Origin of the sequence: Enterobacter sp. T1-1 (assembly GCF_000710795.1) — a bacterium.
Taxonomy (GTDB): Bacteria; Pseudomonadota; Gammaproteobacteria; order Enterobacterales; family Enterobacteriaceae; genus Enterobacter; species Enterobacter cloacae.
Map to the genome: position 1 here is coordinate 16,810 of NZ_JALW01000088.1, position 13,727 is coordinate 30,536.

Below are 13,727 nucleotides of genomic sequence, written 5' to 3' on the forward strand. Positions count from 1 at the left end.
ATAGGGCGGTGAAAATTTCGCAAGAAAGAACGAATCTCTGCTTTTTAGAACAGAAAAGAATATAAATGGTGTTTTTGGATGTCAGGATAGCAAGACGTAAAGTGCTCCGGATGTGAGGATGGCTATATCAACAGAATATGTTGAAAAAATGCGCGTTTTTGGCGTGGGTCGCCTCTGACATATGCATCGTGCAGATAAACATTGCTGAAATTGGTCTAAACGGGTCCCGCCCGCGACAGGCAGTGTTTATTCCCGCTGGTTATAACACATGCTTTTTTGTTCATTTAAAAGCAAGTAACGGCTGATTACTATCGTTTGGACATCCATACTTCTAAACCGCCAGGGCGGACGGATAACGAATAAGAATGATTGTTCTCAGCAATATTTCGAAGGTCTTTGACAACGGCAAGGTGGCGCTCACGGCCGTTGATAACGTCAATCTGACGATTGAGCAGGGGCAGATATACGGCATTATTGGCTACAGCGGCGCGGGGAAAAGTACGCTTATCCGCCTGTTAAATGGCCTGGAAAAACCGAGCAGCGGCAGCGTGACCATTAACGGTCAGGACATTTCTGCCGCAAAGGGGGAAGCGCTGCGACAGGCGCGTCTGAAGATCAGCATGGTGTTCCAGCACTTCAACCTGCTCTGGTCGCGAACGGTAGCGGAAAACATTGCCTTTTCGATGCAGATCGCCGGGGTGCCAAAGGCCAGGATTCAGGCCCGCGTGGCCGAGCTGGTGGAACTGGTCGGGCTGAAAGGCCGCGAAAATGCGTATCCGTCGCAGCTGAGCGGCGGGCAAAAGCAGCGCGTGGGCATTGCGCGTGCGCTGGCGAATAACCCGGATGTATTGCTCTGTGACGAAGCCACCTCTGCGCTCGACCCACAGACCACCGATCAGATCCTCGATCTGCTGCTGGACATTAATCGTCGGTTCAGGTTGACCATCGTCCTCATTACCCACGAGATGCACGTGGTGCGCAAAATCTGTGACCGGGTGGCGGTGATGGAGAACGGTAAAGTGGTGGAAGAGGGCGACGTGCTGAGCGTCTTTACCCATCCGCAGCAGCCGATTACGCAGCAGTTTGTCCGCCAGGTGAGCCAGTACGCCGAGGAAGAGACCTTTAATACCGAGCTGGCAAACGATCTGGAAGGGACGGTCATCCGTCTGACCTTCACCGGGCACAGCACACATAAACCGATTGTGGGTGAATTGACGCTGCGCTACGGCCTGCCGTTTAACATTCTGCACGGAAAAATGACCCAGACGGCGCACGGCGTGTTTGGCCAGCTGTGGGTACACGTGGTGGCATCCGATGAACAACTGAACAATATCCTCGCCGACCTGAAGCACAGCGATATTGAAGGCGAGGTGATTAAACATGGCTGAGAATCTCTTTCCGCATCTGAAGTGGGATCAGCTCTGGGCGGCAACGCTTGAGACGCTGTACATGACCGCGCTCTCCGGTGTGGCGACCTTTGTGCTGGGGATCGTACTGGGTCTGGCGCTGTTTTTAACCGCCCGCGGCGGATTGTTCCACAACCGCACGGTCTATAGCGTCATTTCAATTGTGGTGAACGTTTTCCGCTCTATCCCGTTCATCATTCTGATTGTTTTGCTGATCCCGTTCACCAAGACCGTTGTTGGCACCATCCTGGGAGCTAACGCGGCACTGCCTGCCCTGATTGTGGGCGCCGCACCGTTCTACGCCCGCCTGGTGGAGATCGCCCTGCGCGAAGTGGACAAAGGGGTCATAGAAGCAACGCGCTCAATGGGGGCACGACTGAGCACCTTAGTGTTTCGGGTTTTACTGCCGGAATCATCACCCGCACTGGTTTCTGGTATTACGGTGACGCTGATTGCGCTGGTGAGCTACAGCGCAATGGCCGGGGTGATTGGCGCCGGTGGGTTGGGAAATCTGGCTTATCTGGAAGGATTCCAGCGCAACCATGGTGACGTCACGCTGGTGGCAACGGTGACCATTTTGATCATCGTTTTTGTTATCCAGTTCTGCGGCGACATCATTACCTCACTGTTAGATAAACGCTAATAAATACACACAGGAACCATCATCATGAAAAAGACACTGACACTGATCGCCGCAGCAACCCTCAGCGCCCTGAGCTTTGCCTCCTGGGCTGACACCCTCACTGTGGGCGCGTCCAATACGCCACATGCTGAAATTCTTGAGCAGGCGAAGCCGATTCTGGCGAAGCAGGGTATCGACCTGGAGATCAAACCGTTCCAGGACTACATTCTGCCCAACACTGCCCTGGCGGGTCATGACATTGACGCGAACTACTTCCAGCACATCCCTTACCTGAACAGCGTGCTGAAAGATCACGAAGGCGATAAGGATTATGATTTTGTCAGCGCAGGCGCGATCCACATCGAGCCCATCGGCATCTACTCCAAAAAATACAAGTCGCTGAAAGACCTGCCGGAAGGCGGCAAAATCATCATGCGTGATGCCGTTTCTGAAGAGGGGCGTATTCTCTCTATCTTCGAAAAAGAGGGGGTGATCAAGCTGAAGCCTGGCATCGACAAAGTGACCGCGCGCATCAGCGACATCGTGGAGAACCCGAAAAAGCTGCAGTTCACCCCTAACGTGGAAGCGTCTCTGCTGCCGCAGATGTATAACAACGATGAAGGCGCGGCGGTCGTGATCAACGCCAACTACGCAATTGACGCCGGTCTGGATCCGGTTCACGACCCGATTGCGGTTGAGAGCGGTGAAAACAACCCGTATGCCAATATCATTACCGTACATCGCGGTGACGAGAAGAAGAAAGATATCGTTGCGCTGGTGAACGTGCTGCACTCCAAAGAGATTCAGGACTGGATCCGCACCAAGTACAAAGGCGCGGTGATCCCGGTAAATAACTAATTAATTGATTTAGCTTAGGAAGCCCGGTGAGTTTCTCGCCGGGCTTCTTTTTTGTATCCGGGCGAGGGATCATTTAAGCTGACGGTTTAGGGCAACGGAGTGGATCGCCATGGGCAATGTGACCAAAGACGAAGAGCTGTACCAGGAGATGTGTCGGGTGGTAGGGAAAGTCGTTCTGGAGATGCGTGACTTAGGGCAGGAGCCCAAGCATATCGTGATTGCCGGGGTACTGCGTACGGCGCTGGCGAACCAGCGCGTAAAACGGAGCGAGTTAACCACCCAGGCGATGGAGACAGTGGTGGAGGCGCTGGCCGGGTAAGGCACCAGCGTTTCGCGAGTTACTCAAATCCTGTATATCAACAGTCGTTATTGTTATTTCCCCTTCCTGATGGAGGCGTGTTTTACTGAAGTCAGGTAAAGCGAGAGGGGTAAAGACGATGAAAAAGTGGATAAGCACGTTACGGCGGTTTTTTGCGACCCGGCCCGCGAATGCGGAGAACAGTGCGCAACGTGTTCTTGAGTCGATACTGCCTGTCGCCAGTCTGTATGGCGTGGACGTGGCCAACATTGACCCGGAGTGGTTCCATGATAAAACGCCACGCTGAACTGCGCCGCACGCGCGAAATGTACTGGAATGAGCTGTGCATCGATGCTGTAAAGCGTGGATGAGCGGAAAAATACGCTGGGAAATCCTCGGTTAACGCAAACCGTTTTGTTACCAATATCTCCTTTCACAGATGGAGATGAAGATGAAACGGACTGTATTCACGCCCGCCCTTTTAACCACCGCGTTACTGATTGCCATGCAGGCGGCCCATGCCGGGCCACAGGCGCATGTGGTCTGCAGTTACTCCCACACCCTCGGCGATGACGCCATCATGATGTTTGGTATGCCCAACCAGGCCATGTGGCACGATTTCTTTGGCAATACCCATACCGATGCCTTTTCAACCCGGGAAACCTTGCGCCAGCATGAAGAGACGACCTGTGATAACAAGGCTGACGGCTCTGCCTACTGGGCGCCTTCTCTGAGATTACCCGACGGAACGGTGGTCAAACCGGCCTACCAAAAAACCTATTATCAGGCCTCGAAGGTTGATGCCTATCCCTTGCACCCGTTCCCGGCCGGGCTGTCGCTGCTCGCCGGGGATCATCACGGCAGCACGCCCAACCCCCATATCAGCTTTTTATGCGCGAACGGGAATGGCTATAGCAGCAAAATCGGGGAGGTGTGCGGGCTACGTAAAGCTAACGATGCCGTCCAGTTTAATATTGGCATTCAATTTCCGAACTGCTGGGACGGTGTGAATCTTAAGCCCGACCACGGTCTGGCCAATGCGGCGTATGACGTTAACGGCCAGTGCCCGAGCGCGTTCCCGGTAAAAATTCCAACGGTTAACATGAATGTGGCTTACGTGCTGCATGGTATTACCCGCCTGGACACCCGTCAGGCGCAACTGTCACTCGATCCGGTGATGCAGGGGGCTGAACGTGAAGAACGCTGGGGTAGCCTCTATACGGCGCATGCCGATTTCATGAACGGCTGGACGGACGATGCCGCCCGCTTTATGACCGAACGCTGCATGAACCGCGGTATGGATTGTGGTTCAACCGTGCCCTATGGTTATTCTATGGCGAAGGCCAATGTCTGGCTCAGCAGTCTTGAACCGAACATCACTCAGCCTTCACCGCAGGTGTTACTGGTAGAAGATAACTGGCAGAACGGTGGACGCACAAAAAACAGCGAGACGCTGAGCCTGGTAAAATTCCATATCCCACCGCTGCCCGCCGGGCAGGATCCGTCCTTGTTTAAATACCGCGTTCGTATTTTCGGTGGGAAGGTTGAAAACAATGGGGCCGATCAGATTTTCTTTTATCCGGCCAGTAATGACTGGGATCCTGCGACCGTGAAGTGGTCGTCGCGTCCGGCCTGTAATTACCGTTCCGATGCCGTGCTTTATCTGAACCATGTTCGTGAATACCGGATGGTCGACGTGGATAAAGCCGTGCGTAAGGCGCTGGCGGAAGGGAAAACCGAGATCTCGTGGTATATCGGTGGCGATCGCCAGGGGAATCATTATCAGTTTGAACCAGCCTCATCACCAGACGGGTTAATGCTCATGCTGACTGGCTTTAAACATACGCCGGAGGTCTGACCCCACGTTTTTTTGTTCTTAACAGGGTTAGCTGGTAAGGTCTCGGCATTCGCCACTGCCCCTGTTAACGCAATGACCACCAACAGCATGATGAAACGCGCTATCGTTCTTTGGGCGATAGCGTGCACACTCAGCGGCGTACTGCTCTACGCCGAACAAATTCGCCGTCAGTTCTGGGAGCGAGACCGTGAGTTCTCGGCGTTATTTTCCGAATTAAGCGCGGTCCTGACGCAAAATGAATCGGTCTTACCGCTTCTGAATGGCGATGAAGACATTGCTGCCTTGCGCAAAAAATTCCCCCATCTGCTCACGCTGGAAAAAACGACGGGACGCCCACTGGATGCGGCGCGGGTGGAGCCTGCCCACGAGATGCAATACTGGCTTTATAACCCCTGGCGTCAGATCCGCGTGCGGGTGGATCTCGGCCCGATTCTGAATGCGCATCATCCGTTTACCCATCTGGGGATCCGCTTTATACCGACCGGAGAAGAACGGCCCTCTGACGCATTCTGGCACTGGCAACGCTCCTTCCCGCAACATACGCAACCTTTTACGCTTGAAGCGGATTCCCGGCCGGACTGGTTTGGCGTCTCCTTGTCTGTTTACCCCTTACTATTTATCGGCTGGGGGATAGTGATTGTGCTGGCAAGCGTGGTGCTCTGGCAGCGTAAAGCACGTAAAGACGCCGAGCAAAGGGCGCGCTATTACCAGCACGCCAGGCTCAATACTTTGGGGGAGATCACCGCCGGTATTGTGCATGAGATAAACCAGCCGCTGACCGCCGTCCAGACGTGGATCCAGGGCGCGCAGCGTCAGTTACAGCAGGAAAACGGCCAGGCCGTGTCGCAGGCGCTGTCGGCTGCGCTGACGCAAACGCAGCGTATTAGCGCATTATTAACCCGTTTTCGCGAGCACGTTGTGAAGGAGAAAGTCACCCTGCGGGAAACCGATCTGGCAGCATGCTGGCTGCAGGTGGTGAACTTACTTGAGCATGAGCGCAGGGCTGAGCATATCTCGGTCAGTCATGCGTTTGCCCCCGGGGCCACCACCGTGCTGGCCGACCCGCTCTGGCTGGAGCAGGTGCTGCATAATCTGCTCAGCAATGCGATTCAGGCCCAACAGGCGAGTCCTGCTGGCTGGGTAAAGATTGAAAGCCACAAAACCGAGAGCGGCATTCAGATTACCGTGACGGATGGCGGGCCAGGCTTTAGCCCGGAGGCGTTACAAAATGCCTTTATGCCGTTTTACAGCGGCCGGGAAGAGGGCATTGGACTGGGAATGACCTTAACGGAATCATTAATGACGCGTATGAATGGATCGATTACGCTGGGCAATGCACCGCAGGGCGGGGCAGAGATCCGGCTACAACTGGCAAACGGAAAGGAGGCTACGGTTGGATAACACAATCTGGCTGATTGATGATGATGAATCTATCAGAGAGTCAATGGCGTTTTTGCTTTCGGGCATGGGGTGGCCGGTCAGGACGTTTGAAAGCGTTGATGCCTTTACCGCGGCCCATGCACGGGACACAGAGCTGGTAGGCTGCATGTTGCTGGATATGCGGATGCCAGGCAAAGGCGGGCTCACCTGGCTTGAGGAGGGGAAATGGCCCTGGCCCCTGCTGCCGGTGATCATCATGACCGGGCACGGGACCGTAGATGCCTGTCGTCGGGCATTTCGTAACGGCGTGTTTGAATTTTTCACCAAGCCGCTGGATGCCGATAAGCTTATCGAAACGGTAGGGTTAGCCTTTGAGGAGAGTCAGCGCCGGTTTGCCGGCTGGCAGGAAACCTCCCGGGTGAAAGCGCGCTTCGCACAATTAACCGCGCGGGAGCATGAGGTGCTGGGGGAGTTGATGAAAGGGCTCAGCAACAAAGAGGTGGCCGCCCGGCTGAATCTCTCGCCACGGACGGTGGAAGCGCACCGCGCGGCGGCGTTTACCAAGCTTGGCGTCGGCAGTCTGGTTCAGGCAATACGCGAATACGATAAATTGCAATCCGTATAACTACCAGGTTGAGTGCGTATTCAACCGAATTATGTTTCATCGCCCGGCGGGGTACGCTCTGCCACGTATCCCAACACACGAGGAAGTGCGATGAAAAAATTAATGATGGTTGCGGCACTGGCCGCAGGTAGCGTAAGTCTGACGGCACAGGCCGATACGTTAAACCAAAAGAGTCTCTCGCTGGCGCAGGCGAATGCGCTGGCTACGTCCGCCATTCAGGCGTGTACGGCAAAGAATTATCAGGTGACGGTCACCGTGGTTGACCGTGCGGGCGTGGTGAAAGCCGTGCAGCGTACGGACAATGCCGGTCCTCATACGGTTAAAGCCAGCGAAATGAAAGCCTGGACGGCGCTCAGCGCAAAGAATGCCTCAGGCAAAGTGATGGAAGCGGCGCAGAGCAACGCTGGCGCGCAAAACATGCGTGATATTCCGGGCTTCCTGCTGCTGGCGGGCGGCCTGCCGGTGAAAGAGGGCGATGAGGTTATCGGGGCGATTGGCATCGGCGGTGCGCCGGGCGGTCATCTTGATGAAGCCTGCGCGCAGGCGGCCATTGACGGGCTGAAAAAGTAACATAAAAAAAAGCACCGGGTTAACCGGTGCTTTTTCATCAGATCTTGCAGGCATCGCCGCAGTCGTCATCCGCAACAATCGCCTGGGCTTTTTTATCTGCGTCGTCCAGACGTTCCGCATTACGCTCTTCTGCTTCATCCAGTCCGTTAAAGACCAGGTTTTCGAGATCAATTTCCATGTGGCACCTGCTTTGTTCAGTTTTTGATACTGGCACAGTATAGGGCAAAAAAGGCCAGCAATGTACCTCGCAGCACATATGGACAATCCCTGCCATACTCTCTGCTTTATGGCTGAGGAATGCACATGATGACACTCTGCAAAACCTGCGGTACTGCGTATGACACCACGCCGGAAACATGCCCGATTTGCGAGGATGAACGCCAGTATGTTCCGCACAGCGGCCAGGCGTGGATTGACTTTGCTACCGTGACTTCCACCCACAGCAACAAATGGCAGCAGCTGGAGCCACAGCTGTTGAGTATCAAAACGGTGCCTGCCTTTGCGATTAACCAGCGCGCGCTGCTTTTGCGTACCCCGCACGGCAATATTCTCTGGGACTGTATTGCCAACCTCGACCCGGCAACCAAAACGCTCATTACTGCGCTCGGCGGCATCAGCGCGATTGCGATCTCGCACCCACACTATTACACCACCATGCAGACCTGGGCTGCGGTATTTAATGCACCGGTGTACCTGCACGCCAGCGACAGAGAGTGGGTCATGCGCGGCAGTCCTGCCATTCAGTTCTGGGAAGGGGATGCGCTGGAACTATTTCCGTCGGTCACCTTGTTGCGTCTGGGGGGACATTTTGCAGGCGGTACGGTGCTGCACTGGCAGGAGGGCGAAGGCGTATTGCTGGCGGGGGATATTCTTCAGGTCACGCCCGGAAAAGACGCCGTTTCGTTTATGTGGAGCTACCCGAATATGCTGCCGCTGCCAGCCCGCACCGTTGAGCGGATTACCGGTCTTCTGGAAGGCAAAAAGTTTGCCCGCCTGTACGGTGCCTTTGAGGGACAAAACATCCCGGCAAACGCGGACGAGATTGTGCAGCGGTCGGGCCAGAAATATATTGCTTGTCTCAGGTAAAGCACGATGGGTAAACTTCAGGAGTGTGATCCCGATCATACCTAAACAACAACAGATAAAAGAGAAATTGCTATGCAACATATCATTGAAGGTTTCCTCAACTTTCAAAAAGAGATTTTCCCGCAACGTAAAGAGCTCTTCCGCAGTTTAGCGTCCAGCCAGAATCCCAAAGCGCTGTTCATCTCATGCTCCGACAGCCGTCTGGTACCAGAACTGGTCACTCAGCAAGAGCCAGGACAACTCTTTGTCATTCGAAATGCTGGCAACATTGTGCCACCGTTCGGGCCAGAGCCGGGCGGTGTCTCCGCAACCATCGAATATGCCGTTGTGGCGCTGGGCGTGACGGATATCGTGATTTGCGGTCACTCCAACTGTGGGGCGATGAAGGCGATTGCGGATAACGCGAACCTCGAGCCGATGCCTGCCGTCTCCCACTGGCTGCGTTATTCTGATGCCGCTAAAGCGGTGGTGGAGAAGAAAAGCTGGGATCAGCCGATCGACAAAGTGAATGCGATGGTGCAGGAGAACGTCTTTGCGCAGCTGAGCAACATCAAGACTCATCCATCCGTTGCTGTGGGTCTGCGCAATAACGCCCTTCGCCTGCACGGCTGGGTGTATGACATTGAGAGCGGTGAAATTCGTGCGCTGGATAAAGCGACGAAAACCTTCGTTTCTCTGTCAGAGAACCCGGAAGTGTTCTTCGAATAATGACGATCAGGGCATGGAAGCCCTGTCAGCTATCGAAATACGGCAATCTCCTGCGTAACCCAGAAGCGGGTTTTTCCGCCGCTTTCGCCATCGACCCGGCAATCTCCGCACACTCGGCCAGTCCCTGAACGAAGGGATGATCGTGCATCAGCCACGGTATCGCGCCAAACGCGATTCTCCCGCGCACCGTTTCTGGTGCTTTAAGCGTATAATCCTCGCCAATATCAGGGATCTCGTCGCCTGTCGCCTGCAGCTGTTTGCGCAGTGTCGGGAAAGGCAGATCCTCTGTTTTCAGCGGTTTTTGCCCGCGGGCATCAATAAACACGTCAAAGAGATAGGTGTTGTCTTCAGTCGCGATCGCCGTCTGGGCGCGACCGACATCCAGCGTGTAATCATCACCTAATGCGACAACGCTAATGATCCCGGCCTCGCGCAGCGCAAGCAGCCGACGGATAGACTGCGGTGGAATGGCGGCGTAGTTGTCGATAAACACCCGCGCCAGTCCCTGTTTGAAACGTTCCCGGTCCTGCTCATTAAGATGCGGCACGATCTCCTGAACCATCTCGTGCAACCGAAGCACGGTGTAGCGCCAGGGCACCGTTCGCCGCTCACGTTTGTTGCGTTCGACCTCATTCAGATTGGCTTCTGCCCAGCTAAACGGACCGTGCTGTTTGCGGTCCTCAAACCAGGCATCGCGAAGGGTGTCCGCATCCAGGGCGCGCAGCCCGATTTTCTCACACCATGCCGGGTCGGCGAGTTCCAGCTCTTTCACCATCAGGGCAAAAATACGATCCAGCAGGCCGTCAGATCCTTTGGCGATTTCATTCTCAACGACAAATTCAGTTAATACCGACAGCGGCTCGTAAGGAATAGGGCAGTAAAAATCGGCCTCAGGCAGAATGCCTGTCCGGGACATGAGGACTATTTTTAACGCCTCGCTGCCTTTATCCAGAACGAATTTGTCATCAACAAAGGCGCCATGCTGCATAACAACCGCCATGGCGGCGTCCAGTCCGCTTAATGAGGTCCCCATAATCCCCACCCGACAGGCTGGGATATCGGCGTCCATCAACCCGGACCAGGGGCTTGGGAAGAAGGTGCGCGTGGCCTCATCCTCATCAGGCCAGACGTGGCCGGTGGCGATGACGGCAAGATTGAAGCGTTCAGGTAAGCGGCTGTTATTTACCGAAAGCGTAACGCCGTCTTTGTCGGTGGCGATATCCGTCACCTCGGCGGATTCATGGATATCGACATGAAATCCCAGCCTGCGGGCCTCTTTGACCACCCTCAGAAAACTGTCACGAAAATATTCCCCCAGCAGGATCCGGGGCAGAAACTGCCGATCATGCAGGGAAGCTTTATCGACGTGATAGCGGGCGAGATGGGCTGCACTCTGCTCTTTTAACCAGTCGAGGTAGGTCATAAAAACGGGCGGGATTTCAATGCTGGCAATATTCGCCAGCATCAGACGCGAGTTTTCATCAATTCGATAGGGCATGCCCACGCCCGCTTCCTCGGCTTTTTCGAAAATGGAAACGGCCAGTGGCGTTTTATGCTTCAGGAGCGCGTAAAAGGTGTAAATCCCTGTGGGGCCGGAGCCGATAATGGCGATTTTTTTCATCGACACTGTTCCTGCTTTTTTTTGTCATATGAAAAGCGTAGCAGGAGAAAGCGTAAAAAATCAGGCGATTGGGATTATTCAGACTACAAGAAGAGGATTTGCACCATTTCAGGATTGAAATGGTGCGTCCGAGTGGACTCGAACCACCGACCCCCACCATGTCAAGGTGGTGCTCTAACCAACTGAGCTACGGACGCAGAATGGTGCGTTCAATTGGACTCGAACCAACGACCCCCACCATGTCAAGGTGGTGCTCTAACCAACTGAGCTATGAACGCAACGTGTTGTCGGTGACAACGGGGACGAATATTAGCGGCACAGCACCGCAGTGGCAAGAGGCAAAATGCATTTTTCTCTCTGATTTCACGCGATTGCTTCATTACCGCGCAAAGTGAAGAGAAAGTAGCCGCCAGCAGGCGGCTACTGTGTATTTAACGTGCGGCGCGTTGCAAAATTACCGTGGATGGCTGACGCTGCAGGAAGCGCATACGCAGCATCATCATGATAGCCGCAGAGGTCAGACCGATGATAAAGCCGATCCAGAACCCTGCGGGCCCCATACGATCCACCACCAGATCGGTGAGCGCGAGAATGTAACCGCTCGGCAGACCCAACACCCAGTAGGCGATGAAGGTAATAAAGAAGATGGAGCGGGTATCTTTATAACCACGCAGTACGCCGCTGCCGATCACCTGGATGGAGTCAGAGATCTGGTATACCGCTGCCAGCAGCATCAGATGCGATGCCAGCATCACTACTTCCGGGTTGTCATTGTAGAGCAGGGCAATTTGCTCCCGCAGTGCGACGGTGAAAAGCGCGGTGCAGACCGCCATACAGACACCCACGCCCAGCCCGGTGCGTGCAGCCGTTTGTGCATCAAGGGTTGAGCCTTGCCCCAGACGAAAGCCGACGCGGATGGTGACCGCGGCCGCCAGCGACATCGGCAGGACGAACATCAGCGAGCTGAAGTTCAGCGCAATCTGGTGTCCGGCCACGTTCACAATGCCCAGCGGCGAGACCAGCAGGGCGACCACGGCAAACAGAGTCACTTCGAAGAACAGTGCCAGCGCAATGGGCAGCCCCAGCTGTACCAGACGCATCATAATGTGCCAGTCCGGCGTGCTGAACGAACGCTCATTACGGATATCACGCAGGGAGCGGGCGTGTTTAACAAAGGTAAGTATGCTAAAGAACATCACCCAGTACACCGCCGCTGTTGCCACGCCGCAGCCTACGCCGCCAAGCTCCGGCATACCAAAATGGCCGTAAATAAAGATATAGTTCACCGGAATGTTGACCAGTAAACCGATAAAGCCCATGACCATCCCCGGCTTGGTTTTTGCCAGGCCTTCGCACTGGTTACGCGCTACCTGGAAGAAGAGATAACCCGGTACACCCCAGAGCAGGGCGCGCAGATACCCCACGGCTTTGTCTGCCAGAGCCGGGTCGATATTATGCATGGCGCGAATGATATGCCCGGCGTTCCAGAGCACGATCATAATCAGTACGGAGACAAATCCAGCCAGCCAAAAGCCCTGGCGCACCTGATGGGCGATACGTTCACGTCGGCCGGAACCATTCAGCTGGGCGATAACCGGCGTGAGTGCCAGCAGCAGGCCGTGACCGAAGAGAATGGCCGGAAGCCAGATAGAGGTTCCGATTGCCACGGCGGCCATATCGGTGGCGCTGTAGCCACCGGCCATCACCGTATCCACAAATCCCATTGCGGTCTGGGCCACCTGCGCGATGATCACCGGGATAGCCAGTGCCAATAACTGCCGCGCTTCATTCATGTACTTCTGCACGTGAACACCTTTATTTTGTAGTTATATGAGAGACTAAAAAAGCCGCCGTAACTGGCAGCAAGAAGAAAAAGCAGAGGGGGTGCCAGCTATTGTAGCGGGCTTTAGCTATTAATCTAGTGAAAAAATCGCCAGAAAATGCGCTGCTCTGGCAACCTGTATTTCCAACTGTTATTGTGGTGGGATTAAACGGTGTCACCACCGTCCGGAAAATACAGGAGTTGTAAGCATGTTTACTGGTATTGTGCAGGGCACCGCTAAAGTGGTGTCCATTGATGAAAAACCTAATTTCCGTACCCACGTCGTTGAGCTGCCAGAATATATGCTGGATGGCATCGAAACCGGTGCCTCGGTTGCGCATAACGGCTGCTGCCTGACGGTGACCGAAATTAACGGCAACCAGATTAGCTTTGATTTAATGAAAGAAACGCTGCGTATCACCAACCTGGGCGAACTGGTGGTGGGCGATACCGTAAACGTAGAGCGTGCGGCGAAGTTCAGCGATGAAATTGGCGGCCATCTGATGTCGGGCCATATCATGACCACCGCCGAAGTGGCGAAAATTGTCACCTCTGAAAATAACCGTCAAATCTGGTTTAAAGTGCAGGATCCGTCATTAATGAAATACATCCTGTATAAAGGATTTATTGGTATTGATGGGATTAGCCTGACGGTCGGAGAAGTGACGCCGACGCGTTTTTGCGTGCATTTAATTCCGGAAACGCTACAGCGTACGACGCTGGGGGCGAAAAAACTGGGGCAGCGTGTGAATATCGAAATCGATCCGCAAACCCAGGCGGTCGTAGATACCGTCGAGCGTGTGCTGGCGGCGAAAGAGGCGGCCATAATAAAGGCCACCGAAGAAGAATAAAAAAATAACCCCGGATATCCGG

The 13,727-nt window shown here is 54.5% G+C and carries 15 protein-coding genes and 2 tRNA genes; 12 read left to right on the top strand and 5 right to left on the bottom strand.

Annotation, left to right across the window (positions count from 1 at the left end):
- Positions 1 to 365 precede the first annotated feature (365 nt).
- From AK59_RS0122520 to AK59_RS0122560, 9 genes are all read left to right on the top strand, one after another.
- Positions 366 to 1,388 carry a methionine ABC transporter ATP-binding protein gene (locus tag AK59_RS0122520; protein ID WP_020688322.1) on the top strand — a complete coding sequence of 341 codons (1,023 nt, stop codon included), beginning with the start codon at positions 366 to 368 and terminating at the stop codon, positions 1,386 to 1,388.
- On the top strand, positions 1,381 to 2,049 hold the full coding sequence (locus AK59_RS0122525) for a methionine ABC transporter permease (RefSeq protein ID WP_013096946.1): 669 nt from the start codon (positions 1,381 to 1,383) through the stop codon (positions 2,047 to 2,049). Before AK59_RS0122520 ends, AK59_RS0122525 begins: the two co-directional genes overlap by 8 nt.
- A gap of 24 nt (positions 2,050 to 2,073) precedes the next feature.
- Positions 2,074 to 2,886: a MetQ/NlpA family ABC transporter substrate-binding protein gene (locus AK59_RS0122530; RefSeq protein WP_013096945.1), complete on the top strand. Its 813-nt coding sequence runs from the start codon at positions 2,074 to 2,076 to the stop codon at positions 2,884 to 2,886.
- A 109-nt stretch (positions 2,887 to 2,995) separates the two neighbouring features.
- Complete coding sequence (gene fumD / locus AK59_RS0122535) at positions 2,996 to 3,205, top strand: fumarate hydratase FumD (protein ID WP_029883874.1); 210 nt, start codon at positions 2,996 to 2,998, stop codon at positions 3,203 to 3,205.
- Between the two features lie 118 nt (positions 3,206 to 3,323).
- Positions 3,324 to 3,491: a hypothetical protein gene (locus AK59_RS1000000125175; RefSeq protein ID WP_008500610.1), complete on the top strand. Its 168-nt coding sequence runs from the start codon at positions 3,324 to 3,326 to the stop codon at positions 3,489 to 3,491.
- Positions 3,492 to 3,635: 144 nt separating this feature from the next.
- On the top strand, positions 3,636 to 5,042 hold the full coding sequence (locus AK59_RS0122545) for a DUF1996 domain-containing protein (protein WP_029883875.1): 1,407 nt from the start codon (positions 3,636 to 3,638) through the stop codon (positions 5,040 to 5,042).
- Between the two features lie 72 nt (positions 5,043 to 5,114).
- The gene (locus AK59_RS0122550) at positions 5,115 to 6,443 is read left to right on the top strand and encodes a sensor histidine kinase (RefSeq protein ID WP_029883876.1); all 1,329 of its coding nucleotides are present in this window, start codon (positions 5,115 to 5,117) and stop codon (positions 6,441 to 6,443) included.
- On the top strand, positions 6,436 to 7,047 hold the full coding sequence (locus AK59_RS0122555) for a response regulator transcription factor (RefSeq protein ID WP_013096940.1): 612 nt from the start codon (positions 6,436 to 6,438) through the stop codon (positions 7,045 to 7,047). Before AK59_RS0122550 ends, AK59_RS0122555 begins: the two co-directional genes overlap by 8 nt.
- Before the next feature lie 90 nt (positions 7,048 to 7,137).
- Positions 7,138 to 7,617: a GlcG/HbpS family heme-binding protein gene (locus tag AK59_RS0122560; RefSeq protein WP_029883877.1), complete on the top strand. Its 480-nt coding sequence runs from the start codon at positions 7,138 to 7,140 to the stop codon at positions 7,615 to 7,617.
- 37 nt (positions 7,618 to 7,654) lie between these two features.
- Here the strand turns inward: AK59_RS0122560 and AK59_RS1000000125075 are convergent, their stop codons facing one another.
- Entirely contained in the window at positions 7,655 to 7,795 is a 141-nt protein-coding gene (locus AK59_RS1000000125075; protein ID WP_013096938.1) for a hypothetical protein, read from the bottom strand.
- Between the two features lie 125 nt (positions 7,796 to 7,920).
- Here AK59_RS1000000125075 and AK59_RS0122570 point away from each other — a divergent pair, with 125 nt between their 5' ends.
- Both AK59_RS0122570 and AK59_RS0122575 read left to right on the top strand, forming a co-directional pair.
- Positions 7,921 to 8,703: an MBL fold metallo-hydrolase gene (locus AK59_RS0122570; RefSeq protein ID WP_029883878.1), complete on the top strand. Its 783-nt coding sequence runs from the start codon at positions 7,921 to 7,923 to the stop codon at positions 8,701 to 8,703.
- A gap of 72 nt (positions 8,704 to 8,775) precedes the next feature.
- The gene (locus AK59_RS0122575; RefSeq protein ID WP_013096936.1) at positions 8,776 to 9,411 is read left to right on the top strand and encodes a carbonic anhydrase; all 636 of its coding nucleotides are present in this window, start codon (positions 8,776 to 8,778) and stop codon (positions 9,409 to 9,411) included.
- Between the two features lie 25 nt (positions 9,412 to 9,436).
- Here AK59_RS0122575 and AK59_RS0122580 read toward each other — a convergent pair whose 3' ends face one another.
- From AK59_RS0122580 to mdtK, 4 genes are all read right to left on the bottom strand, one after another.
- Positions 9,437 to 11,032 (bottom strand): FAD-NAD(P)-binding protein, encoded by a 1,596-nt coding sequence (locus AK59_RS0122580; RefSeq protein ID WP_029883879.1) that lies wholly within the window; start codon positions 11,030 to 11,032, stop codon positions 9,437 to 9,439.
- Between the two features lie 120 nt (positions 11,033 to 11,152).
- Positions 11,153 to 11,229, bottom strand: a tRNA-Val gene (locus tag AK59_RS0122585).
- Between the two features lie 4 nt (positions 11,230 to 11,233).
- A tRNA-Val gene (locus AK59_RS0122590) sits at positions 11,234 to 11,310 on the bottom strand.
- 153 nt (positions 11,311 to 11,463) lie between these two features.
- Entirely contained in the window at positions 11,464 to 12,837 is a 1,374-nt protein-coding gene (gene mdtK / locus AK59_RS0122595) for an MdtK family multidrug efflux MATE transporter (protein ID WP_013096934.1), read from the bottom strand.
- Between the two features lie 226 nt (positions 12,838 to 13,063).
- Between mdtK and AK59_RS0122600 the strand changes: the two genes are divergently transcribed.
- Positions 13,064 to 13,705 carry a riboflavin synthase gene (locus tag AK59_RS0122600; RefSeq protein WP_013096933.1) on the top strand — a complete coding sequence of 214 codons (642 nt, stop codon included), beginning with the start codon at positions 13,064 to 13,066 and terminating at the stop codon, positions 13,703 to 13,705.
- The last annotated feature ends 22 nt before the right edge of the window (positions 13,706 to 13,727 follow it).